This window comes from Saccharomonospora sp. (assembly GCF_027317685.1).
Taxonomy (GTDB): Bacteria; Actinomycetota; Actinomycetes; order Mycobacteriales; family Pseudonocardiaceae; genus Saccharomonospora.
The window spans coordinates 24180-47670 of record NZ_DAHVQP010000134.1 but is presented as its reverse complement, the minus strand read 5'-3'; the positions used below and the strand labels follow the sequence as shown (position 1 = coordinate 47670).

24 protein-coding genes are annotated in these 23491 nt (G+C 67.6%); 5 read left to right on the top strand and 19 right to left on the bottom strand.

Annotated features, from left to right (window positions below):
* Positions 1-36: 36 nt before the first annotated feature.
* Both M7H19_RS16350 and M7H19_RS16345 read right to left on the bottom strand, forming a co-directional pair.
* Entirely contained in the window at positions 37-927 is an 891-nt protein-coding gene (locus M7H19_RS16350; protein ID WP_298182353.1) for a Gfo/Idh/MocA family oxidoreductase, read from the bottom strand.
* Positions 928-1116: 189 nt separating this feature from the next.
* Positions 1117-1302 carry a DUF3073 domain-containing protein gene (locus tag M7H19_RS16345; protein WP_298182351.1) on the bottom strand — a complete coding sequence of 62 codons (186 nt, stop codon included), beginning with the start codon at positions 1300-1302 and terminating at the stop codon, positions 1117-1119.
* Between the two features lie 208 nt (positions 1303-1510).
* Here M7H19_RS16345 and M7H19_RS16340 point away from each other — a divergent pair, with 208 nt between their 5' ends.
* Positions 1511-2419: a hypothetical protein gene (locus M7H19_RS16340; RefSeq protein ID WP_298182348.1), complete on the top strand. Its 909-nt coding sequence runs from the start codon at positions 1511-1513 to the stop codon at positions 2417-2419.
* Here M7H19_RS16340 and M7H19_RS16335 read toward each other — a convergent pair.
* Genes M7H19_RS16335 through M7H19_RS16325 form a run of 3 tightly spaced genes read right to left on the bottom strand, consistent with a single transcriptional unit; the run spans position 2416 to position 5126 of the window.
* Positions 2416-3357: an asparaginase gene (locus M7H19_RS16335; protein WP_298182346.1), complete on the bottom strand. Its 942-nt coding sequence runs from the start codon at positions 3355-3357 to the stop codon at positions 2416-2418. The genes M7H19_RS16340 and M7H19_RS16335 overlap by 4 nt on opposite strands.
* Positions 3354-3941: an aerial mycelium formation protein gene (locus M7H19_RS16330; protein WP_298182556.1), complete on the bottom strand. Its 588-nt coding sequence runs from the start codon at positions 3939-3941 to the stop codon at positions 3354-3356. The genes M7H19_RS16335 and M7H19_RS16330 overlap by 4 nt, the downstream gene beginning before the upstream one ends.
* A gap of 54 nt (positions 3942-3995) precedes the next feature.
* On the bottom strand, positions 3996-5126 hold the full coding sequence (locus tag M7H19_RS16325) for a folate-binding protein (RefSeq protein ID WP_298182344.1): 1131 nt from the start codon (positions 5124-5126) through the stop codon (positions 3996-3998).
* Positions 5127-5176: 50 nt separating this feature from the next.
* On the opposite strand from M7H19_RS16325, the gene M7H19_RS16320 reads away from it, so the two are divergent.
* Positions 5177-6025 (top strand): aminodeoxychorismate lyase, encoded by an 849-nt coding sequence (locus M7H19_RS16320; RefSeq protein ID WP_298182342.1) that lies wholly within the window; start codon positions 5177-5179, stop codon positions 6023-6025.
* A 51-nt stretch (positions 6026-6076) separates the two neighbouring features.
* Here the strand turns inward: M7H19_RS16320 and M7H19_RS16315 are convergent, their stop codons facing one another.
* The 6 genes from M7H19_RS16315 to M7H19_RS16290 form a co-directional block, all read right to left on the bottom strand.
* Positions 6077-6691 (bottom strand): FABP family protein, encoded by a 615-nt coding sequence (locus M7H19_RS16315; protein ID WP_298182340.1) that lies wholly within the window; start codon positions 6689-6691, stop codon positions 6077-6079.
* A 257-nt stretch (positions 6692-6948) separates the two neighbouring features.
* Positions 6949-7254 (bottom strand): DUF1416 domain-containing protein, encoded by a 306-nt coding sequence (locus M7H19_RS16310; protein WP_298182338.1) that lies wholly within the window; start codon positions 7252-7254, stop codon positions 6949-6951.
* Between the two features lie 11 nt (positions 7255-7265).
* A complete protein-coding gene (locus tag M7H19_RS16305) occupies positions 7266-8099 on the bottom strand; it encodes a sulfurtransferase (protein ID WP_298182336.1) in 834 nt (277 codons plus the stop codon).
* A gap of 53 nt (positions 8100-8152) precedes the next feature.
* A complete protein-coding gene (locus M7H19_RS16300) occupies positions 8153-8587 on the bottom strand; it encodes a DUF4395 domain-containing protein (RefSeq protein WP_298182334.1) in 435 nt (144 codons plus the stop codon).
* Between the two features lie 166 nt (positions 8588-8753).
* Positions 8754-9194, bottom strand: a complete 441-nt coding sequence (locus M7H19_RS16295; RefSeq protein WP_298182331.1) for a thioredoxin family protein — start codon at positions 9192-9194, stop codon at positions 8754-8756.
* A gap of 16 nt (positions 9195-9210) precedes the next feature.
* Positions 9211-10023, bottom strand: a complete 813-nt coding sequence (locus M7H19_RS16290; RefSeq protein WP_298182329.1) for a DUF2993 domain-containing protein — start codon at positions 10021-10023, stop codon at positions 9211-9213.
* Between the two features lie 191 nt (positions 10024-10214).
* Here M7H19_RS16290 and M7H19_RS16285 point away from each other — a divergent pair, with 191 nt between their 5' ends.
* Complete coding sequence (locus tag M7H19_RS16285) at positions 10215-10982, top strand: response regulator transcription factor (RefSeq protein ID WP_298182327.1); 768 nt, start codon at positions 10215-10217, stop codon at positions 10980-10982.
* Between the two features lie 40 nt (positions 10983-11022).
* Positions 11023-11943 carry a mycothiol synthase gene (mshD, locus tag M7H19_RS16280; RefSeq protein WP_298182325.1) on the top strand — a complete coding sequence of 307 codons (921 nt, stop codon included), beginning with the start codon at positions 11023-11025 and terminating at the stop codon, positions 11941-11943.
* Positions 11944-11989: 46 nt separating this feature from the next.
* Here mshD and pstB read toward each other — a convergent pair whose 3' ends face one another.
* From pstB to M7H19_RS16240, 8 genes are all read right to left on the bottom strand, one after another.
* Complete coding sequence (pstB, locus tag M7H19_RS16275) at positions 11990-12769, bottom strand: phosphate ABC transporter ATP-binding protein PstB (RefSeq protein WP_298182323.1); 780 nt, start codon at positions 12767-12769, stop codon at positions 11990-11992.
* Positions 12770-12793: 24 nt separating this feature from the next.
* On the bottom strand, positions 12794-13888 hold the full coding sequence (pstA, locus tag M7H19_RS16270) for a phosphate ABC transporter permease PstA (RefSeq protein ID WP_298182321.1): 1095 nt from the start codon (positions 13886-13888) through the stop codon (positions 12794-12796).
* On the bottom strand, positions 13888-14832 hold the full coding sequence (pstC, locus tag M7H19_RS16265; RefSeq protein WP_298182318.1) for a phosphate ABC transporter permease subunit PstC: 945 nt from the start codon (positions 14830-14832) through the stop codon (positions 13888-13890). Before pstC ends, pstA begins: the two co-directional genes overlap by 1 nt.
* Positions 14833-14955: 123 nt before the next feature.
* Positions 14956-16053 (bottom strand): phosphate ABC transporter substrate-binding protein PstS, encoded by a 1098-nt coding sequence (pstS, locus tag M7H19_RS16260; RefSeq protein WP_298182316.1) that lies wholly within the window; start codon positions 16051-16053, stop codon positions 14956-14958.
* A 254-nt stretch (positions 16054-16307) separates the two neighbouring features.
* Complete coding sequence (gene phoU, locus M7H19_RS16255; protein WP_298182314.1) at positions 16308-16970, bottom strand: phosphate signaling complex protein PhoU; 663 nt, start codon at positions 16968-16970, stop codon at positions 16308-16310.
* 85 nt (positions 16971-17055) lie between these two features.
* A complete protein-coding gene (locus M7H19_RS16250; RefSeq protein ID WP_298182554.1) occupies positions 17056-18774 on the bottom strand; it encodes an LCP family protein in 1719 nt (572 codons plus the stop codon).
* A gap of 1783 nt (positions 18775-20557) precedes the next feature.
* Positions 20558-21697 (bottom strand): tRNA dihydrouridine synthase DusB, encoded by a 1140-nt coding sequence (gene dusB / locus M7H19_RS16245; RefSeq protein WP_298182312.1) that lies wholly within the window; start codon positions 21695-21697, stop codon positions 20558-20560.
* A gap of 152 nt (positions 21698-21849) precedes the next feature.
* Positions 21850-22431 carry a superoxide dismutase family protein gene (locus M7H19_RS16240; RefSeq protein WP_298182310.1) on the bottom strand — a complete coding sequence of 194 codons (582 nt, stop codon included), beginning with the start codon at positions 22429-22431 and terminating at the stop codon, positions 21850-21852.
* A 111-nt stretch (positions 22432-22542) separates the two neighbouring features.
* On the opposite strand from M7H19_RS16240, the gene M7H19_RS16235 reads away from it, so the two are divergent.
* A complete protein-coding gene (locus M7H19_RS16235; RefSeq protein ID WP_298182308.1) occupies positions 22543-23481 on the top strand; it encodes a DMT family transporter in 939 nt (312 codons plus the stop codon).
* Positions 23482-23491 lie beyond the last annotated feature (10 nt).

Here is a 23491-nt window from a genome sequence, read left to right as displayed (position 1 = left end):
GCGGGCTCTGTCAGTGGGCGCCGTCAGTGGGCGCCGTCAGTGGGCGGCGAGCTTCTGGCACTCGGCCAGGATGCGTTGCAGGTGAACACCTCTGTGCACGTCACAGGGGTGTTCCCGCGCACCGCTGTCGATCATCGCGGTGAAGTCGTCGAGCAACGCGGCGAACGACGCCGCTTCGGCGTTCGGCTCCCGGCTTAGTGTCCGCAGCCCGTGCTCGCCGTACACCGCGAACTCGATGGCCGTCGGCATGATCGGCAGCCGGGACGCCAGGCTCGCCGTACTCGTCGCTCCGCCGGCGTGCTCCACCATGACATGCCACAGGCCGTCGTCGTCACGGCGCGCGGCCACCACAGAGGTGATCTCACCCAGCGCGGCGTCCATCAGGTCGAACACATGTGGTCCGATGTCACCGAGCGCGCCGATCCGGTGACGCCAGGCCGCGTTGCCGTACTTGTTCCCGAGCAGCGCGCCCGACAACCACCTGGCGCTCCCGCCGGTCCAACCACCCTTTTCGGTGAGTTCGCGCAGCCAGTCACGCGTACGGTGGGCATAGCGCAACGTGAGCATCAGAAGAGCCACGACACCCGCGTCGGAGACCGCCTGGGCCACACGCTGTGCCTGCTCGACACCGGTGGCAAGCGGTTTCTCCAGGATCAGGTGCTTGCCCGCCTCGGCTGCGGTGCAAGCCAGCTCGGACTGCACCGAGGGCGGGACGGCGAAGGCGACGGCATCGACCTGTTCGAGCAGCTCGGTGTAGCTGCCGCACGCTTTCGCGCCGTGCTCGTCCGCCAGCGCGGACGCGACCTCGGGTCTACGGGTCCACACAGCGCTCAACACGGTGGCGGGATGTGCGGCGATACCGGGTGCGTGCACCCGTCGAGCCCACGAACCCGCACCGACGAGCCCGACCCTCACCTGCGTGTCCACGTCGGCAGCTCGGGTCGCCTCGACGTCAATCCGAACGGGCCCGGCGCCCACCGCCTGCCCGACGCGCCGAACGAAGCAGGCACGCCGTGCAGACGGTGAGCGCTTACCCGGACTGTGCGATGCAACAGCATGCGTGAACGCGAGGGTGGACCGGGGCGTCCCCGAACCCGCCCTCGCGTCAGTGCCGGATCAACGGCGGTAGTCGTCGTACCCGTCGTCGTACGGGTCCTCGTACCGGTCCTCGTCCTCGTGGCTGTCGTTGGACGACTTGCCCGACAGCTCACGCTGCAGTGCATCGAAGTCCGTGGTGGGAACGCTGTACTTGAGCTCCCGGGCCACTTTTGTCTGCTTGGCCTTAGCTCGGCCGCGCCCCATGGCTCGACCCCCTTGCACAGGGGCGGGGCGGCCGGGGGAATCGGCGGCCCCGCGTCGTCTCGACTACTTTTCCTAGAACACACCGTACCGTGCCGAAGGGTGCTTATGCGACGTGGCACGGTGTGCCACCGCTGACAGTATCCCCCTTTCAGCCCCTGTCGGACCAGCCGGTGCCCGCCGAACGGGCAAGACGTGTCACGATTCACGGGTGCTTCGACCGTTCGCGGCCTATCTCAGGGTGTACGAACCGCTGTCATCCTTCGGCGATCCGCCGGACGACGCACTGCTCGCGGCGGTGGAGAGATCCGAGCTCACGCCAGGTGAGGCGATCGCTCGCGAACAGTGGTTATGGCTGAAATCACAGGTCTCCGACGTCCACACCCTGCCCGCCGAACTGCCCGACGGGCGTCCGGGGCCGAGTCTTCGGACCGACGTGCTGGTGCTCGACCCGGGGGAGGTGCCGGTCAGCGACGACGCCATCGACCTCGGCAGCGAACCGCTCGTGTGCCCTCTGGAGATCCGGGTGAGGTCGGCCGCGGCGCTGTCCAGCTTCCTCGACGACGCCCCTCCGGCTCTCCAGACCGCCGTTCTCGACGCGAACGGCCTCACGGTCGAAGCGGTGAAGAACAGGTCCCACAGCGCATTGCAGGACCTGTACGGGTCCACCATGCACGTGCTGTCCACCAACTGGATCGTGCCGCTGCCGTGGTTCACGGTCGTCGACCCGGACCAGCGGAGGCTCGTGCTCGGCTCGGGGCCGTCCGACCCGATCCGCGAGGTGTCGTGGAGGGTTGCGATGATCGACGCCCGCACCCGCATCGCGGAAGCCGAGGAGTTGATCAGGGACGCGCTCGGTGACGAGGCGGGGCCGACCCGGGTCCTCACCGAGACCCACCGCTGGCTGAACAGCTTCCACCCGGACTCGGCGGTCGAGCTCGACTACGGGGGACTGGTTCAGCTCATCGAGGACCCGGTGTTGGCCACCGACACCACGGCCGACGACGTGCACGCCCTCCTCGAAGGGCTGCGCAGAGGCTCCCTGGAGGAAGTCACCGAGGCATTCGAGACCCTGCGTGACTACTGGGGTGACCTCGCGTCGCGAGAGCGGTTCAACTAGGCCGCGAGCAGCCGGGTGAGCTCCTTCTCCACCTCGGCCGCGACCCGCAGTCCTCCGACCTCACGACCGCCGCCCAGCACCAGGCCGGAGCCGCGGCGCAGGCCGTCGACCACGGCCTGCGCCGCGGGATTGGTCGGCCACGCGTCCAGGGCCCGCAACACGGCGGCCAGCAGCGGGCCACGGGCGCGAGCTGCGCCGTCATCGAATTTGCAGGTCACCGTGGTGCCGTCGGACAGCGTCATGGCGTGGACACCCTCTGCGCCGCCCTTTGAGAGCAGGCCCGGCACCGACAGCATCAGCAGCGTGTCCTCCTTGCCGCTGCCCGCCACCAGCCACGGGTTCGCACGCATCACTTCACCCACCCGGGTGCCGGAAGCCTTCGAGAACGCCCTCGCCAGGGCCGTCAACGAGAACGCGAACAGGGGAGCGCCACAGCCGTCCACCCCCACCGCCGCGATCTTCTCGCCGGTCAGTTCCTCCACCGTCTCGGTGATGACCCGCTGCAACGGGTGATCCGGGTCGGTGTAGTCGTCTGTGGACCAGCCCCGCTGCACGCACGTGGTGAGCATGCCGGCATGCTTGCCCGAACAGTTCATGGCCGCGGGCCGCGGCTCGGGCGGGCAGAGCAGGTCGTCCTCACCGAGCCCCGCCGCGGCCAGGATCGACAGCGCACGCTCGATGTGTCCGGGTTCACCCGCGTGCGACGCGCACACGAGCGCGAGGTCGGTGTCGTCGATCTCCAGGCCGGCCTTGAGCATGCCCAACGCCTGGAACGGTTTGTTCGTCGACCGGGGGAACACCGGTGTGTCGACATCCCCGATCGCGGCGCGGACCGAGCCGTCGGGAGCGGTCACGACGACGGCACCTCTGTGCACGCTCTCCACGAATCCCGACCGCACGACCTCGACCAGCACCGGGTTGCTCGTCGCGAAGCTCATGTCGTTCCGTTCTCGCCACCGGGCTCACCCTGGCGGCGCTCGCTGTTCAACAGTTCGTCGACCGACGCCGTGCCTTGGGCGTAGCGCCGGGCGATCTCGGCGTTGAACGAATCTACGACAGCCTGGACCTCACGTCGCCGTTTGGAGACGGACCTCTCCTGCTCCCGATAGCTTTCCAGCGCCTCGGCGAGTTTCTCGTCGGACAGGGACGTGACGTCGGAGAGATCGGCGTTGCCCACGAGCGCCTCAGCCCTGCGCCGGTACTCGCCGGCCCGGGACGGTTCCAGCTTCTGGTAGCGGCCCGAACCGGTGGCCGGACCCAGCGCGTTGTCCGCGAGGATCGTGGTGAGCTGCTCCACCACTCTGCCCCGGGTGCCCGAGGCTCGGCTCTGCTGTTCAGCCTTGACGATGTCGATCCGGGCATGGAGCAGTCTTCGCAGGTAGGACAGGTCGGTCTCCTCCTGCGCCGCTTCGTTCCGCCGTTCGCGCAACGTGGCCATCGTCATTCGGTCGAGGTCGCGCGTGTAATCGGCGGCCAGCACTCGGTCGATCCGACGGCGTCCGCCGGGCCGGACTTCGATCACGGGGTCATCCTGCTCTACGACGATGAAATCCACCAGTGGAACTTTCAGATCATGTCATCCCCGCAAGCGCCGCGCGGCCTCCCGCCCAGGAGCCGTGTGTTCCCGGGGCATCGAATCGGGGTCGATCGCGGCCTGCACGGCCCTGTCCTCGGCGCCCGCCACCAGCTCGGCGTCCACCGGGGTGGAACGCTTGAGCAACGCGAGAGCGATGGGACCGAGTTCGTGGTGCTGGGCCACGCTGCCGACCCTGCCCACGGTGCGCTCGCCGCGGACCACCGGGTCACCCGTTTTCGGATAGATCTCCTGGGAGCCGTCGAGGTGCAGCAACACCATGTTGCGCGGCGGTTTGCCCACGTTGTGCACCTTGGCGACGGTTTCCTGACCGCGGTAGCAGCCCTTGGCCACGTGAGCTGCGGAGCCGATCCAATTCACCTCGTGCGGGATCGTGCGTTCGTCGGTGTCGACGCCCAGCTTCGGCCTCCGCGACTCGACCCGCAGCGCGTCGAAGGTCCACGTACCCGCGGGGCGGGCTCCGGCGTCGGTGAGCCTGGTCCACCAGTCGTCCAGCTCGGACCTCGGCACCAACAGGTCGACACTCGACGGACCCGGCCACGGCATCCGCCGCGCTATCCCGCCGGAGAACCGCGTGACGGCGTACGGGTGGGTGCCGAGGTCGATGTCGAACCGCGACAGCATGGCGGGCACCTCGGGACCGAGCAGGGTCAGCACCGCCCATTCGTCGGTGACGTCGCGGATCTCGACCTTCGACCAGAACTTCATGGCTTCGAAGTACTCCACCAACGTCTGCTTCTCGCCGCCCTTGGGCAGCGCCGAGGTGACCTGAGCCCCGGGGTCGGTGTCGAGGTAGACGGTGCCGTCGACGTATGCCAGCACCATGTGCGCGTCGATCCGGCCATGGCTGTCCAGCACCAACGCTTCGGTGCCCTCGCCCTCCGGCAGCTCGGTGACATGCTGTGAGATGACCAGGTGCAGCCACGACAGGCGCTCCTCGCCCGTCACCGTGATGATCTCCCGGTGAGACCTGTCGATGACCGCGACACCACGGCTCGCCGTGCGCTGCTCGGCGAACGGGTCACCCCAATGCCACGGCACGCCTGCCTCGGGATGATCTTCGGGGGGTGCGACGACGCCGGGACGCCTCAGCAGCGGAGACTCATACGCCATGACCCGATCGTAGGCTGATCTCATCCGCGACGGATGAGTACGGTGTATGCATGCGCGTACTGGTCTTCCTCGACGGCACCCTCGGCGATCCCTCACAGCCTCACGTCCGTGTCGACAACACAGGCGTCCTCCGGGGCGACGGCATCTTCGAAACGGTTCTCGTCGTGGACGGCAAACCGCGCGAACTCGGCCCGCATCTCGACCGCCTGGCGCGTTCGGCGGCCCTGCTCGACCTTCCCGAGCCCGACCTGGACGCCTGGGAGCGGGCGACCCAGACCGTGATCGACAACTGGCGGGGTTCGTCCGAGATCGCGGTGAAGCTCGTCTACACCCGGGGCTCGGAAGGCGACCCCGACGCCGAACCGTTGTGCTACGCGCTGGGCATGGAGATCGACGAGAAGGTCAAGCGCGCCCGGGTCGAGGGCGTTGCCGCCGTCACGCTCGACCGCGGCTTCGGCCCGGACATCGCCGAGCGGGCCCCCTGGCTGCTGCTCGGAGCCAAGACGCTGTCGTACGCGGTGAACCTCGCCGCCTTGCGCGAGGCCGAACGTCGAGGCGCGCAGGACGTCATCTTCACCGCCACGGACGGTTCGGTCCTGGAAGGCCCGACCTCCACCGTGCTCGTGGCGAAGGGACGCACGCTCTACACGCCTCCGCCCAACGTCGGCATCCTTCCCGGCACCACCCAGCGCGGTGTCTTCCGGGCCGCGGAGAAGGCGGGCTGGACGGTGAAATCGGAGCCCATCCCGGCCGGTGAGCTCGCTTCGGCCGACGGTGTCTTCCTGGCGTCGTCGGTGCGGAAGGTGACCAGGGTGCACACCCTGAACGGCACGCCACTGGCCGACTCCCGCGACATCCACGCCGAACTGTGTGACGCCTACGAGGCGCAATACGCCTGAGCGGTCCTCGGGCGGGACGAAGGCAAAGAAGGGTCAGCCGCCTCGGCCGACTCAGCCGACGACGCGCTGCAACAACGCCGAGCAGTGCGGCGCCATGGGCTGGCCCTCCATCGCACGCTCCTCGACGTAACCGAGGTCACCGTTGTTGACGATGCCGTACAACCGCTTGGCGGCGGTGACCTCCTTGGCACTGGCCGACCGCGCCACCGCGTCGGTGCCCAGTTCCCAAGCGGCCTGGCTCTTCGGCTTGCCGTAATACAGCTCCACGATACCCGTGGAATGAGCGAGCAACAGCTCGATGGTGTCGTCGGGCTGTGGGCGCCACCAACCCGTCTCACGGGCGGCCAGGCGTAGCACCTCACCGTTGTCGTCGAGCAGCCACGCCCGTGCCTCGTGGTAGAGGAACGGCCTGCCGTCGTGGGAGATCGTGATCTGTTGCGCGAAGCGATACGAACGATCGAGCGTGGGGTAGCTGACCTCGCCCTCACCACGCCACACGCCCACCAACGGAAGGAGTGCGAGGCAGGCGTCGTCCAGGCTGGGCCCTTCCCGCAGGTTCGCCGTGTCACCGGGGATGGGCAGGTCGTCGAGCTGCGGGAGGTTACGGTGGGCGGTCTTCTCGGCCCGCTCCGCGGCAGCTCGGATCGCGTCGTCGCCGCTTGTCATGACGTGTCGTGACTCAATCAGTGGTCGGTGTACAGGCGGTAGATCACGTACGCGCCGAACCAGATGGACGCGATGACCACCAAGACCATCAGTGCTGTAAAGAAGATCTCCACGACCAGAAGGATAACCCGCTCGTCCGTTCGCCGGAGGACCCGGCACCTGAGAGCCCAACCACACCCGGGTGCCGACAAAAGCGAAGGTCACCCTCCCGAGACCGGGAAGGTGACCTTCGTAGTGAAGCCGTTCAGGCGACCGACTCAGGCGACCGTGATGGCCACCCGGTGCACTCCAGGGCCACCGGCCTGCACGGAGGCCTCGCCGCTGCCCGTCCGGTGCAGCGCGCGCACCGTCCAGGTGCCCGGCGCGGCGTAGAACCGGAAGTCACCCTCCGGCGACGCCTGCACCTCTCCGGTGAACTCCCCGCCACCGTCGAGCAGACGTACGAACGCGCCGCCCAGCGGCCCGTCCGCGCCCGTGACCTTGCCCGCCACCACGACCTGGCCGCGCGTGTCCTCGTCGATGGCCGTCGCCGTCTGCGCCGGTGCTCCGCACCCGTCCGTCATGACCGCTCTCCCTACTCTCCCGTCTCCACCGGCACGCCGATCAGCGAGCCGTACTCGGACCACGAACCGTCGTAGTTCTTCACGTCCTTCAGCCCCAGCAACTCGTGCAGGGCGAACCAGGTGTGGCTGGAACGCTCACCGATCCGGCAGTAGGCGATGGTCGGCTTGGACGGATCCAGCCCCGCCTCCTTATACAGCTGTTCCAGTTCCTCGTTGGACTTGAAGGTGCCGTCCTCGTTGGCCGCCTTGGACCACGGCACGTTGATCGCGCTCGGGACGTGGCCGGCCCGCAGCGCACCCTCCTGCGGCAGGTGAGCCGGCGCCAGCAGCTTGCCGGAGAACTCGTCGGGCGACCGGACGTCCACGAGGTTCTTGACGTCGATGGCCTCGACGACCTCGTCGCGGAACGCACGCAGCGAACGGTCCTGTTCCTTCGCGGTGTAGTTCGTGCGCTCGCGCTTGACCTCCTCGGTCGTCAGAGGACGGCCGTCGAGCTCCCACTTCTTGCGGCCACCGTCGAGCAGCTTCACCTTGTCGTGGCCGTAGAGCTTGAAGTACCAGTAGGCGTAGGCGGCGAACCAGTTGTTGTTGCCCCCGTAGAGGACCACCAGGTCGTCGTTGGCGATGCCCTTGGCGGACAACAATTCCTCGAAGCCTTGCCGGTCGACGACATCCCGCCGCTTCGGGTCCTGCAGCTCGTTCTTCCAGTCGAACTTCACAGCTCCCGGGATGTGCCCGCTGTCGTAGGCGGTCGTGTCCTCGTCGACCTCGGCGAACACCACACCCGGGGTGTCGAGGTTCTCCTCGGCCCAGTCGACGGTGACAAGCACGTCTTCACGGCTCATGGGGGTACTCACTTTCTTGCGTCGAAAAAGGAAAGATCGTGTCGATCAGGCGTTCACGCGCGCTTGGTGCGCGGTGTGACCCGCTGGAGCAGCAGGTACACCTCGCAGCCCAGACAGAAGTCGAAGGCGGCGTTGAGGAACGCCGCGAACAGGGCGAACGCTGTCGCGATCAGGCCCACCACGGGCAGGCCGAACGCGTAGCCGACGGTTCCGACGAGCGCGAAGACGAACCCGACGGCCTGCGCGAAACGCAGCGGAGCGGCGTTCTCTCGCTCACTCGTCGGCCGCAGCCTGGGCGCGATCAGTACGCGGTACAGAACCGAGTACGGGGCGAGGTGGAGGCCGACGAAAGCGCCGAGAGCGAAGACCACGGTCTGGGCCGCGAGCAGCGGCCACCATTCGGTGACCAACACGATCGCGAGGACCACCGTGGTGACCACGGCCGCGAACCGAGGGCCGCGGGGGTCCACCGACGCTGTCGCGGACATCTCACCTCCAATGGGTCGAACGCCAGGTCTGCTGCAGGCGATGCGACGAACACAGACTGCTCCGCACACGGCACAGGTCGATCACGCGCCGCTGTGTCAGGAGGTGAGTAGGCAGTCTGTCCACGGGCCCCACAGTACTCAGTCACACCGGAAGGGGGAACGAAGTTCATTCTGTGGGATGCATGTAGGGGGCCAGCGCTGTGCGCAGCGCTGCGAGCTTCGGCACACCGCCGACACGCCACAGCTCTCTGCCCGCCGCGTCGAACGCGATGGTCGTCGGGGTGCGTAACACCCGTAATTCCTCCGCGAGCTCCGGCCGGTCGGTGACGTCAAGCTCCACGTGTGCGACACCGTCGGTGCCTTTCGCCACTCTCTCCAGCACGGCGCGGGCGTGGCGACACGGCGCGCAGAAGGTGGTGGACAGCTGCACCAGGGTGACGGCGTCCGGCACGAGCACCTCGGCCACGGGCGCGGGTGGAGAAGGCGGAGAAGGGGGATCGACGGCCGGTCCGGCGCCGCGACGAACTCTCCCATCCCGCGACCGCAGCAGAAGGCCGGTGAGCACACCCGCCACGAGCGTGCCCAGTAACAGCCACACCCCGGTCACCGGTCCGCTCCCTCGGTCAGCCGCCGAGCGTGTCGGAGACGCCGCCGAACGTGACGTTCTCCGCCTCACCGTGCAGGGTCAGCGAGCCGGGCGCGACGTGGATCGCGGTGGGGGTCACGGTGAACGGCATCGTCCCGGCGTTGATGTCGGCCTCGAAGTTCGGCAGCAGCGCCCGCTGGACTTCCTCGGGGACGACGGTGGTCTCCTTGTCGTTGCCGAACTGCAGGCGGTGCGGCGTGATCCGGATCGTGGTCCCGTCCAGCTCGATCATGGCGAAGGCGAAGATCTCGATGCGCTCGCCGGCGACATCGGCCTTGCCGGACAGGCGCACGCCCGCGGTGGAGTCGTCGCCGTCCTCGTCGATTTCCGCGGCCCGCTCCTCGTCGACGCCCTCGCCGTGGAGCACGTACGACTTCGACGACGGCTCGATACGCAGGTCGTCGATGTTGGTCAGCGGGGCGACGCGGGCGATGTCGCTGGCCTTCAAGGTGATCTCACCCACGAGCCTGCCGATCTCGATGTTGTCGGCGTTGCCCGAGGTGAGGTCGGACATCGGCGCGTTCACGTCGTGCAGGTTGGCCCGCACGGAGACGTCCTGCAGTTCCTGGACGCGCACCCCGTCGGCGGTGATGCTGATGTGATCGTACTCGCCGGAAGCCGCTTGCAAGGCGAATGGGAAGCCGTGAATTTCGACCGCGGGATCCTGATCCAACCCGAGTTGCTCACGTGCTTTCTGGGACACCGTGTGTTCGGCGAACGTGGCCGCCGCGAAATCGGCGCCCACCAGCAGGCCGACCAGCACGACCAGGACGATCACAATGCGTTTCACCCGGCGTCGGCTCCTTGTCCCGTTCGACTGTGCCGTCTCGGTTACAGCAGTGTTCACGATCACTTCCGTCCTGTTGAAAGCATGTCCCACCGAGCCCGAAATGGTGTGACGCCGGTTCCAGAACTGCTGCGGTCGCAGGCCCCGGGATTATTCTTAGCCCGACCGGAACGCGGAAGCGCGGGGTGGTGCCCATGAGTCTCGACCTGTTGGTGCTGACGAAGGAACACCGAGCCGCCTCCGTTCTTCCCGCGCTCGAGCTGCTGCCGCATACCGTACGGGGGCGCCGCCTGGAGCTCACCGCCCTCCTCGACACCGGACAGCCGGACATCATCCTGCTCGACGCCCGCAGTGACCTGGCCTCCGCCAAGAGCCTGTGCCGTCTGCTCAAGGACCCGGCCGAGACCGAGGCTTCCACCCCGGTGATCGCGGTGGTCGGTGAAGGCGGCCTCGTGGCCGTCAGCTCCGAATGGCGCACCGATGACATTGTGCTCCCGACAGCGGGACCCGCCGAGGTGGACGCCCGGTTGAGGCTCGTCACCACCCGTGCGAGTGCTGACGCCACGAGCGGTACCGAACTGCGCGTCGGTGACCTGGTGATCGACGAGGCGACCTACACGGCACGGCTGCGCAAGCGCACGCTGGAACTCACCTACAAGGAGTTCGAGCTGCTGAAATACCTCGCCCAACATGCGGGGCGGGTGTTCACCCGCGAGCAGTTGCTCCGAGCGGTGTGGGGCTACGACTTCTTCGGCGGCACGCGCACCGTCGACGTGCACGTGCGGCGGTTGCGCGCCAAGCTCGGCCCGGAACACGAGCAGTTGATCGGCACCGTCCGCAACGTGGGCTACAAGTTCGAACGGCCGGGGAAGATGCGGGGGAGAATAGCGCCGGCAGCCGGACGGTTCGCCTCCTCCCCGGACTCCGTGGGAACCACGCTTCCGGAACTCTCGGCGAACTGACCGCGGAGGCCGTGCGGCCGCTCTCCACTAGGGTTGGGCCATGCACAACTTCGTGTGGGCCGAGGAACTGGGCACCGAACACCTCGACGACATTCGCGCGTTGTTGCTGGCCGCGCGCACGGCCGACGGGCGTCCCGACATCGAACCGGACGGGCCGTTCCCCGGTGAGTTCTCCGGTCCACGCCACCTGCTGTGCTTCGACGGCGACGGCCCCGCGTCCGAGCTGGTCGCCTACGCACACCTCGACGTCCGGGGCGACGCGTTCGGGCGACAGGTCGCCGAGTTGATCGTGCATCCCGCGTACCGGCGGCGCGGGCACGGCACGGCCACGCTCGGCGAAGTGCTGCGGCACGCGGACCGGCTCCGGATCTGGGCGCACGGTGACCATCCGGGGGCCGCCCGGCTGGCCGAGCGGTTCGGGCTGACGCGCGCCAGGGAACTACTGGTGATGAGCGCGTTCTCGGCCGAACATGAATGGTCCGAACCACGCCTTCCGGAAGGCATCGGGTTGCGCACGTTCGTCCCCGGCCAGGACGAGCAGGCCGTGATCGACGTCAACGCGCGCGCCTTCGACTGGCACCCCGAGCAGAGCGCGTTCGACATGAAGGCGTTGCGCGACGCGCAGCGTGAGAGCTGGTTCGACGCCGACGGGTTCTTCCTCGCCGAGAACTCCGAGGGCCGAGTCGTGGGCTTCCACTGGACGAAGGTGCACCCCGCCAACCCGAGCCGGTTCGGTGGGCGCCCCGTCGGGGAGGTCTACGTCGTGGGTGTGGACCCCGACGCGCAAGGCGGCGGCCTCGGCCGGGCATTGACCCTCGCCGGGCTGCGCTACCTACGGCAACGCGGGCTCGACCAGCTCATCCTCTATGTCGAAGGGGACAACACGCCCGCCGTCGCCGTTTACCGCAAGCTCGGTTTCGAGACGGTGGAGACCGACGTCCAATACGCGAAAGGGTCGTGAGCGGCGGCTCGCGCCTTTGCCCACGACCCCGCGAAAGGTTCTTCCTTCAGCCGAAGCGGCCGGAGATGTAGTCCTCGGTGGCCTTGCTCTGCGGCATCGAGAAGATCTGGGTGGTCTCGCCGATCTCCACCAGCTCGCCCGGCTGACCGACGCCCTTGAGGTTGAAGAACCCGGTCGTGTCACTGACCCGGGCGGCCTGCTGCATGTTGTGGGTGACGATCACGATCGTGTACTCGCTCTTGAGCTCCAACATCAGGTCCTCGATGGCCTGAGTGGAGATCGGGTCGAGCGCGGAACACGGTTCGTCCATCAACAGGACGTCCGGCTGCACCGCGATGGCGCGCGCGATGCACAGCCGCTGCTGCTGGCCACCGGACAGACCGGAACCGGGCTTGCCCAGCCGGTCCTTGACCTCGTTCCACAGGTTCGCCGAACGCAGTGAACGCTCGACGACGTCGTCCATCTCCGAGCGCTTCATCTTCCGGTTGTTCAGCTTAAGGCCCGCGGCCACGTTGTCGTAGATGGACATCGTGGGGAACGGGTTCGGCCGTTGGAACACCATGCCGATCTGGGTGCGCACCCGCACGGGGTCCACGTTCGGCGCGTACAGGTCCTGGCCGTCCATCAGGACCTGGCCTTCCACCCGCGCGTTGGGCACGAGTTCGTGCATCCGGTTCAGCGTGCGCAGGAACGTGGACTTACCGCAGCCGGAAGGACCGATCAGCGCGGTGACCGACCGTGGCTGGATGGTCATCGACACGCCCTGTACGGCGAGAACCTTGTCGTAGTAGATGTCGAGATCCTTGACCTCGATTTGCTTTGCCACAGTGCTTCCAATCCAGGTGTAGCTCTAGCCGCGGGTCTTCGGTGCGAACAGTCGGGAGATGAGCCGAGCGATCAGGTTGAGCACCATCACGATGATGATGAGCAGCAGCGCGGCCGCCCAAGCCCGATCGAGCGACGGTTCGGGTGGCGTCCCGGGGGCGACGTACTGGTAGTACGCGAAAACCGGCAGGGTGGCCATGCGGTCGTCGAACGGGTCGAAGTTGTCGCCTGTGGTGATACCCACCGTCACCAGCAGAGGCGCAGTCTCGCCGATGACCCTGGCGATGGCCAGGGTGACACCCGTGGCGATACCGGCCAACGCGGTCGGCAGTACCACTTTCAGGATAGTGCGCCATTTGGGCACTCCGAGCGCGTACGACGCCTCCCGCAACTCGTTGGGCACGAGTTTCAGCATCTCCTCCGTCGACCGCACCACCACGGGAGTCATCAGCACGCTCAGCGCGATGGCGCCCATCATCCCCATGCGGATACCGGTGTTGTCGAACAACAATGCGAAGAGGGAGTAGGCGAACAGACCGGCCACGATCGACGGGATACCGGTCATGACGTCGACGAAGAAGGTGATGGCCTTGGCGAGCTTCCCTTTGCCGTACTCCACCAGGTAGATGGCGGTCAGCATGCCCACCGGCACCGAGATCACCGTCGCGAGCCCGGTGATGATGAGCGTGCCCATGATGGCGTGGTACACACCACCGCCCTCGCCGAGCACGCCCCGCATCGAGTGCGTGAAGAACTCGGAGTCGAACCGGGCCAGCCCCTTCGACACCACCGTGACGATGACCGAGATCAACGGCAGCAGGGCGAGCAGGAACGCGCCCGTGACCAAAGCCGTGACCAGTCGGTCCTTGGCTTTCCTCGGGCCCTCGACGGTCCGGGACCAGGCGTAGATCACGACCGCGTAAGCGGCGGCGGCAACGATGGCCGCGCCCGCGATGTTCCAGTCGGCGAGCCACCACAGGCCGAGACCGAACAGCGCCGCGACGGCCAGTACGGCCCACGAGGCGTATTTCGGCAACTGTCCCTGTGTGAGCGGAACACCGGACAGCGGTGTGTGAAGGTCGGTGTCTCCCGTGTCGGGAGTACTCGTCGGACTGGGCATCAGTTGGCTCCCGAGAATTCCTTGCGCCGCTCGACCACCGCGCGGGCCGTCATGTTCACGACCAGGGTGAGCGCGAACAGCACCAGACCGGACGCGATCAGCGTGTTGACGGCGATGCCGGTGGACTCGGGGAACTGCAACGCGATGTTGGCAGCGATGGTCCCCGGGTTACCGGTGCTGATGAGGTTGAACGTGACGCCGCCCGAGACCGACAGCACGATGGCCACCGCCATGGTCTCGCCGAGCGCGCGGCCGAGTCCCAGCATCGAGGCTCCGATGATGCTCGACCTACCGAACGGCAGCACCGCCATCTTGATCATTTCCCAGCGGGTGGCGCCCAGTGCCAGCGACGCCTCCTCGTGCAGCTTCGGTGTCTGGACGAACGCCTCACGCACGACGGCCGTGATGATCGGCAGGATCATCACAGCGAGGACCAGGATGGCCACCAGCATGGTGCGGCCCGTGGCCGACGCCGGTCCCGCGAAGAACGGGATGAACCCCAGGTTCTCGGCCAGCCAGCCCGTCGGTTCGACCGTCAAAGGTGCGAGCTGGTTGAAGCCCCACAGGCCGTAGACGATGCTCGGCACGGCCGCGAGCAGGTCGATCAGATAACCCAGGGCCTGCGCTATCCGTCGGGGCGCGTAGTAGGTCACGAACAGGGCGATGGCCACCGCGAGCGGCGCGGCGATCAACAGCGCGAAGACCGCCGACAGCAAGGTGCCGAACAACAGTGGCCAGATGTAGACGAGGAGCCCTTCGCCACCGGGGATCTCGTCGGCGGGGGCGGTGATCGCCGGCCACGCCTCCGCGACGAGGAATGCCGCGACACCGGCGAGTACGACGAGGATCAGGATGCCCGCGCCTGTGGACGCGCCGGCGAAAATGCGGTCCCCCGGCCGCTGTGGCGCTCTCCGCGTGCGCGGCTTATCCGCTGTGCTGGGCAATTGCCATCCCTTCTGATGCTGGTCGTGGTGCCCACGCGGAGCAGACACCGCGACAGCCTGAACACGGCATCCGGGTGGTCACCACCTCGGGTGACCACCCGGACAGGACGCGGTGCGTCGGTGTCAGCTATCGGAGCCGATCGCGTCGACCGCGGGCTGGATCTCCTCACGCAGCGCGTCGGAGAGGGGGGCGGATCCGGCGTGCTGCGCCGAAGCCTGCTGGCCCTCGGAGCTGATCATGTGGTTGAAGTACGCCTTCACGAGTTCAGCCTTGTTCGCGTCACCGTAATCGGTGCAGGCCAGAGCGTACGAAACGAGGACAATGGGGTAAGTACCCTCCTCCGTCGTGTCGCGCGCGAGCTCGTAGGCGAAGCTGTAGTCGCCGCGGCCCTCGATGCGCTCGGAGACCTCCAGCACCTTGGCGGCGGCCTGCGGGGAGTAGGCGACGAAGTCGTCACCCACGCCGACCTTCACCGTGCCCAGATCGCCGGCCTGGCTGGCGTCCGCGTAACCGATGGTGCCGTTGCCGTTGCCGACGGCCTGGACCACGCCCGAGGTGCCCTGGGCGGCCTCGCCGCCGTTCACCGGCCAGCTGTCGCTGACCTCGTGCGGCCATTCCTCCGGCGCGGCGGCCTTGAGGTATTCGGCGAAGTTCTCAGTGGTGCCCGACTCGTCCGAGCGGTTGACCGGGGTGATGTCGATGTCGGGGAGCTCGGCGTCCGGGTTGTCGGCGGCGATCTCCGGGTCGTTCCACTTCGTGATCTCCTGGTTGAAGATCTTCGCGATGGTGGCGGGCTTGAGGTTCAGTTCGTTGACGCCCTCCAGGTTGAAGATCACAGCGACGGGGGAGACATACGTCGGGATCTCCACGACCTGGCCGCAGCGTTCTTGGGCCGCCGCCAGTTCTTCGTCGTCCAGGAAGGCGTCGGTGCCGCCGAAGTCCGACCCTCCGTTGACGAACTGCTCACGGCCACCGCCGGAGCCGATCGGGTCGTAGTTCACCGTGACGTCGGGGTTGCTGTCGATGAAACCGGCCTGCCACGCCTTCTGTGCGGCTTCCTGCGAGCTAGCGCCGGCACCCGAGATCGTTCCCGAGAGATCCGATCCGTTGCCGCCTTGGCCGTTGCCCTGTTCGTTGGCTGAACCGCACGCTGCGATGCCGAGGGTGAGCGCGGCGGCCGCGGGGAGAGCGATCGCGCGGCTCAAGGGGAAACGCTTCACGGTAGACCTCTTCCGAAAGGTGGCGGTCGGTTGCGGCCGACTTCTGCGGATGCTCACGATGGTGGACGTTATGGGCGGTACGTGACACCGCAGGACAGTGTTGGTGAACGGAAGTTGAACGGAATCCGACATCCGGCGGACGTCACGGAAACAGCTCAGGTATGTGACTCTGTGTTATTGAAAATGGCGACGAATCAGGCAAATAGGGCGCAGGGCGTGAGATTTCGGCGCACAAAAGCACACTTTCGGGTGTTTTAAATCTCGTCGCTCGAGTAGCCTGGCATACGGCCTGTAACCACGAACACCATTCGACGCGCCACGGACACGGCGTGGTCAGCGTAGCGCTCGTAGAACCGGCCCAGCAACGTGACGTCCACGGCGGTGGCCACACCATGCTCCCAGTCCTTGGCCATGATGACGGTGAACAGGTGACGGTGGATGTCGTCGACCTGGTCGTCGTCGGTCTCCAGGCTGCGGGCGGCTTCGATGTCGCGAGTCTTGATGATCTTCTCGACCCGGCGAGCCAACCGGACCACGATCTTGCCCATGTCGGCGAAGTACGGCTGCACGTTCGCCGGCAGGACCGGCTCGGGGTGACGACGACGGGCCGCCTTGGCGACGTGCAGGGCGAGGTCACCCATTCGTTCGAGGCTTTCGGCCGCGTGGATGGCGGCGAGCACGATCCGCAGGTCGGTGGCCACAGGTGCCTGCAGAGCGAGCAGTGCGTACGCCTGTTCCTCGCAGTCGGCGCGTGCGTCGTCGACCAGAGCGTCGTCGCTGATGACCTGCTCCGCCAGCTCCAGGTCCGACTCCAGCATGGCCTTCGTCGCCCGCTCCATGGCTTCCGCCACCTGAACGGACATATCGGCCAACTTCGTGGCCAGGTTATCGAGTTCGACGTTGTAAGCCTCACGCATGAGATTCACTCTACGTGCGGGTTAACACCTGTGCCGTACCGTGAAGTGAAGCTCCGGTGAACCGCGGCTGTACACCTGTTATGTGTCATGCCGGCGCGGCTGCCTGCTGCGGCGTCTCCGTTCCCGCCCCGGCCTCCGCCGGTGTTCCCGTGCCGGTCCCTTCCTCCGATGTGGAGTCGTCCTGCGACTCTTCCTCCTCACCCGGCAGTGGCGTGTTGTCGATGAGTGCTTGGAACAGCTCTTCGGCGTCGGCCTCCAACAGCACTTCGTTACCGCGTTCGTTGGCCTCGCCCACCGTCGGGATCGTGAGGAACGTGACCTTGCCCGCGTCCAGCCCCCTCATCGACTGGGCCAGAGTGAGCATCTGGTCGACCCCGATGTTCTCGCCGAACGTGGACCTGGCGAACTCCTGCGCGAAATCGGTCAGTTTGCCCATGTCGAACAGCACATCGCCGGACAGGACCTTGCGCAGCAGTGACGACAGGAACTCCTGTTGGCGCTGCATCCTGCCGTAGTCGGAGAACGTCGGGTCGCCGTACACCTTGCGTGCCCGCACGTAACTCAACGCCTGTTCGCCCTTGAGCAGCACGTCGCCGGTCTCCGCCACGATCATTCCGAGCTCGGCGTCCCGCATCGGTTCCTCGAAGTGCAGCGTCACCCCGCCGACCGCGTCGACCATGCCTTTGAATCCCTGGAAATCGATGCCGACGAAGTGGTTGATCCTCAGACCGGAGAGTTGCTGGATCACCTTCGTCAGGCACTGGGGGCCGCCGATGGTGAACGCGGTGTTGAGTTTCACGGCCTCGGCCATGTCGACGGTCTCGCCGTAGTCACCCGTGGCGGGGTCCCAGCGCCGACATTCGGGCCTGGTGATCTCCAGGTCGCGGGGGAAGGAGATCACCACGGCACGTTCCCGGTCCTCCGGGATGTGGGCGAGCATCACCGTGTCCGAGCGTGCGCCTTCGACCAGGTCCGCCGAGCCGACGTTGTCCCCGGCCTGCGCGCCCTGCCTGGTGTCGGACCCGACGATGAGGAAGTTCGCGTCGCCGAGCTGGGCGGAGGCGTTGCGGATGTCGGCCGAGTTCTCGTCCAGGGCGAGGATCTCGTTGACCTGACCCTCGAACCATGTCTTGGCGCCCCAGCCCACACCGGTGCCGAGGAACACGAGGACAGCGGCGACGAGGGCGGCGGCCTTCGACGCGAGGACACCGCGCTCGTCGCGTCCGAGCTTCCTGCTCTCCGATTCGGTGCTCGCTTCGGCGCCTGTTTCGGCGACCGCTTCGGGACTGTCCGATTCGGTGTCCGGTTCACCGTCCCGCGGTTCGGCGGAGCCTGTAGGACCGTCCGATTCGTCTTCACCGGACTCGTCTACCGACTTGTCGCCCGAAGCTCTGTCCGATTTGTCGTCCGGTTCGTCGTCCGATACGCCGTCCGGCTCGTTCGTCGCTCCGTCGTCCGGTTCGGCGTGAGGTTCGGCGTGAGGTTCGGCGCTGTCGGGCGCGGTGTCGGCCCATCCGACGCCGAAGATCTCGATGTCGTCGGACTCGCCTCGTTCGGACTCACCGTCATCGTCGGGGTCGGTGTGATTGCGGCGGGCGTTGTTGCGCCTGTGCGACTTCTGCCCCACCGGGACCACCCGCTGGAACGCGGTCATGGTCTGTTCGAGGAGACGCTGCCGTTTCTGGCGCTTCTTGCGTTCCTCCGCCTCCAGCTCGTCGTGCGCGGCCGAGAACCGGGCCAACGACTCGTCGATCTTGCGGCGGTACTTCGTGGCGTCGTCGACCGGCTCCATCTGGTCGGTCATCGTCAGCCGGTCTTCGAGCGAACGTTCGTCCTGCTCCGTCCTGGGACGACGGCGAGGCCGCCGGGGGACGGGCGAGGCCTCCGGCGGTGCGGCAGCGGCGGGCTGTTGTTCGGCAGGCTCGATCGGCCCGGCGTGCGCGGGCGGCTCCGCGGGGGCGGGCCGTCCGGTCGGCGCCGGGCGTGCGGGTGCGAACGGTGCGTCCTGCCGGGACTCCGCCGCCCGAGGTCGGGGACGCGGACGGCCGTTGCCGTTGGGTGGGGCGGGCGGCCTGCGACCCGGCGTCTCCGGGACCCGTGACGGTGGTGGCGGAGTATCGCCGGTCCGTTCCGGTGCGGCGTCGAGGGCAGCACCGATCTCGGCCGCGGGCGTCGGTGGGCGAACGGGCTGCGGTGGCCGCTGCGCGCGTGGGGGAGGTTGGAAACGGGCCGGTGGGCGGGGCCGCTCGGGCACGGCCTGTTCCCGAGGAGGCGCGGGAGGCGCGGGAGGCGGGGGCGGTGGTGAGGACAGGAGTTTCGCCGGGGGCGGTGGAGGCTCGGCGTTACGGGTGGGGACGTGCCTCGGTGGTTCCCCGTGCGGCGGTTCGATCGCGAGGAAGTGACCTGAGCTTGCCGATTCGGGCCTGCGGGGCTGAGGGCCTTGAGGACGGGGACGGCCGGTGTCGGGGTGGCCGACATCTGACGGCAGCGGCCGGCTTCGGGGTGGTTCGGGCCGCGCGTGATCGGGCCTGGCGAGACCCCGAGGTCCGGGGTCCGCCGGTGGTGGAGCGGAGGGCGGGGTCGTGCCGCGAGGTCGTTCCGGCAACGGGGAACGCTGGGGAAGCGGCTGTGGTGGTGGAGGTGGCTCGGGTGCCTCCACGGGCGGGTCCGGCCGCTGGTGGCGCCCGGTGGGCGGAGGCGTGGACGAAGGCGTGGGCGGGGCGTGGTCGTCGTCGGCCGCGTGCCGGGACCTACGGGGAGATGCCGAAGGCGTGTCGAGGGCCTGCTCGGCCGCCCTCCTGCGCTGCCTCGACGGACGCGCCGTCCCATTCTCCTCGGACGATCGGCGGTCGGCGGCGTGTCGGGCGAGCATCTCGGCGACGCTGATACCGCCCTGGGTGTCCAGCGCTCGACGCCGTCTCCGCTCGGCTTCCTCACGGTTACGCCGGGCGCGTTCTCGCCATTCCGCCGCCTGAGAACTGAGCCCGGGAGTGTCGCGGTCGTCCGACACGCACGCTCCCTTCGCTCAAAAATCCCTTGGGGATTCCGACACCTGCTTGTTGATCGCCGCGAGGACGGCGTTCGTTATCGTACGGATATCAGCCGTTTGTGACGACATCGCAGCAGGAACTTTTACACCGCGTTGCGGCACCAGTTGATCACGTTCGGTATAGCACGTTCGTTCGTGGTCACTGTCACGTGTTCGGCCTATCGATGTTCACGCTTGGTTGCCGTTCGAAGCGCTGTTTCCGGCTCTCGCCCGGTGGGATCGACGCGGAGAAATCGCCGCGGAACACGGGGCCTGAAAAGACCCACTTCAGCCGTGTTCTTCGAGGTAGTGGGCCTATTTCTCGGCGACCGCGGACATCGGGTGAGGCCTCCGCGGACGGTGGTGCGCCCGGCCCCGAGCCGGTTCCCAGCACGGCGTCGGGACGGGGGCTTTTCGCCCTTCGGGCACACCGAGGTCTTCCGCCCACGACTCGGGGCCGTAGCGGCACGGCGAGCCCGTGGCGCCACCCGCGACGCCACCGCCCCGAGTGGTGAAGACCACCGCCGTGTCGGGGAGAAGCCTGGGCGTTTTTCGAACTTTATCCGCCCGAATGCATCATGTCGGCCCCTTCGGGCACGCACGGATCGTCGGGATCGTCCAGCCAGCCGTGCGGCAGTGTGACCTTGCCCGGCGAACCCTGACGGCCTCGGGGCCCGAGAGCGTCGACCGGGAACGGGGCGTCGTGGTCGAGCTGCGTGATCAGCTCGTCCAACTCGTCCAACGACGACACCATCGCGAACCTGCGGCGCAGTTCGGAACCGACGGGAAAGCCCATGAAGTACCAGGCCATGTGCTTCCGAAGGTCCCGCATGGCCTTGTTCGGGCCGTCGTGCTCCACGAGCAGTTCGGCGTGGCGGCGCAACACGCGCGCGACCTCCCCCAGGTTCGGCCCCTCGGGGATCGGCTTGCCTGCGAACGCCGCCTCCAACTCTCCGAACAGCCAGGGCCTGCCGAGGCAGCCACGGCCGACCACGACACCGTCGCAACCGGTCTCGGACACCATGCGCAGCGCGTCGTGGGCGGTGAAGATGTCGCCGTTGCCGAGCACCGGAATGCTGGTCACCGCTTCCTTCAGCCGCGAGATCTGTGACCAGTCGGCCTTGCCGGAATAGCGCTGCGCCGCGGTGCGCGCGTGCAGCGCGACGGCGGCGGCACCCTCGGCCTCGGCGATGCGGCCCGCTTCCAGGAACGTGTGGTGCTCGTCGTCGATACCGACGCGGAACTTCACGGTGAACGGGATGCCCGCGGGTTCGGCCGCCTCCACCGAGGCCCGGACGATGTTGCCGAACAATTTCCGCTTGAACGGCAACGCGGCACCGCCGCCCTTGCGGGTCACCTTGGCGACGGGGCAGCCGAAGTTGGCGTCGATGTGATCGGCCAGTCCTTCGCCGACGATGATCTTGACGGCTTCCTTCATCGTTGCGGGGTCGACGCCGTAGAGCTGCATCGAACGCGGATACTCACCCGCGTCGAACGTCATCATGTGCATCGTGCCGGGATGGCGCTCCACCACGGCACGGGCAGTGATCATCTCACAGACGTAGAGGCCCGCGCCGTACTCCCGACACAGCTTGCGGAACGCGACGTTGGTGATGCCGGCCATGGGCGCGAGCACCACGGGCGGGTCGATCCGGTACGGGCCGATCCGCAGGGCGGTCTTGGACAGAGTCGCGGTCACACTCCCATTGTCGCTGGTGCCGTGCGGTGCAAGCGACGGGGCCGGTCTCGGGGGACGGCTGGGCCGGTCCGTGCCGCGAAGCGGCCTACAACATGGCCACGTTTCTTCGTGGACGTGTCGTAGGCCGCCGGAAAGCCCGCGGACCAGGTGGTTCAGAACGACACGATGATGCACCCGAGGCGCGCACCCGCTGCACCGGCTTCGCCCTCACCGGTCGAGGTGTGGCGTTCGTGGATCACCACGGAGCCCGGCTTGCGGTCGCCGTAGGCCCAGTCGACCTCCGAACGCGCGGACGCCGCTCCCTTGTCGTCGGTGGTGAAGTCGAGCCAGACCTCGTTGTCAGGGTTGGCGTAGGCGGGGTCGGTGGACGGCTGCTCGGGATCCTGCTCGTGCTGGTAGTGCGGCCCGGCGTCGTCACCACTCGGCCCGCAGGGGTCGACGTGCACGTGTGCGCCGTACTCCCGGTCGGGCACAAGACCCCGAACCTCCAGCTCGGTGATCGTGCCCGTCGACTCGGAGAACACCGATGCCACGACGGCCAGTGAACCTGGCGGCACGAGCTCCGTGTCGTAGGTGACGGCCCTACCACTGCTGTGGTCGGTGTCGAACACGTCGATCGTCGCGGACATCCTGAGACCGTCCTGCGCGGCGGTCACGGCGGGCGCCGAGAGCATCGAGACGGTGGCGGCCGTGACGAGTGTGGTGAGAACGGTGAAGGTTTTCCGGGTTCGCATATCTTGTGCTAACCAAAAGGCGCGGCCAACCGCAATGCGCTGTCCCCGTTCGATACATCCACTCCGTGGTCTGGGGCATCGCGGGATCATCGGGGCTCGTAGCCTGGTCCCGTGACGAAAACGGCTGAGACGGGGCGCACCGACCGGACATGGCTCGTAGCGATCGCGGCAGCGTTGTGGGGTACCGACGGACTGCTCAGGTTGCCCTTGGCGAGTGACCTGCCTGCCGCGTCCGTGGTGTTCTGGGAACACGTGATCGTGGCGACGTTGCTGCTTCCGTTCCTTCCCTCGGCCGTGCGCGCGTTGTCGCGGTGTGGGCCGCGGGAGTGGATCGCCGTGCTCCTCATCGGCGGTGGTGCCTCGGCACTGGCCACCTCATTGTTCACGCTGTCGTTCCAGGCCGGTGACCCGGTGACGCCGCTGGTGCTGCAGAAACTCCAGCCACTGTTCGCCATGGTGGCCGCGTTCTTCATCCTCGGAGAACGGCTCCGTGCGGGCTACGCGGTGTTCGCCGTACCCGCGTTGCTGGGTACTTGGTTCCTCGCGTTCGCTGACCCGTTCGACGTTCAGGTGACCGCACTGCGTACGGCGCTGTTCGCGGTCGGGGCCGCGGCGCTGTGGGCGAGTGGGACCGTGCTCGGTCGCCTCGTGTCGACGAAACTCCGACCGCGGGATGTGACCGTGCTGCGGTTCACCGTCGGACTTCCGGTGGCGGCGGCCATCGCGGGCGCGCAAGGCAGCCCGTTCGCCGTGGGGTGGGAGAACGCCACCGGGCTCGTTCTGCTGGCCATCGTGCCGGGGCTGTTGGCGTTGAGCCTCTACTACGTGGGCATGCAGGCCACCCCGGCCGCGCGGGCCACACTGGCCGAGCTGGCGTTCCCCGCCACAACGGCGATCATCAGCGTGACCGTGCTGGACGCGCACCTGTCGGTGACGCAGTGGATCGGGCTCGCCGTGGTGGTGTGTTCGATCACCGCGCTGGGGTGGCACGAGCGGACTCGCTCGGAGACAGTGGTTGTCAACCCTGAATCCGTGAAGGCGAGTACATGAGCGAGACGAG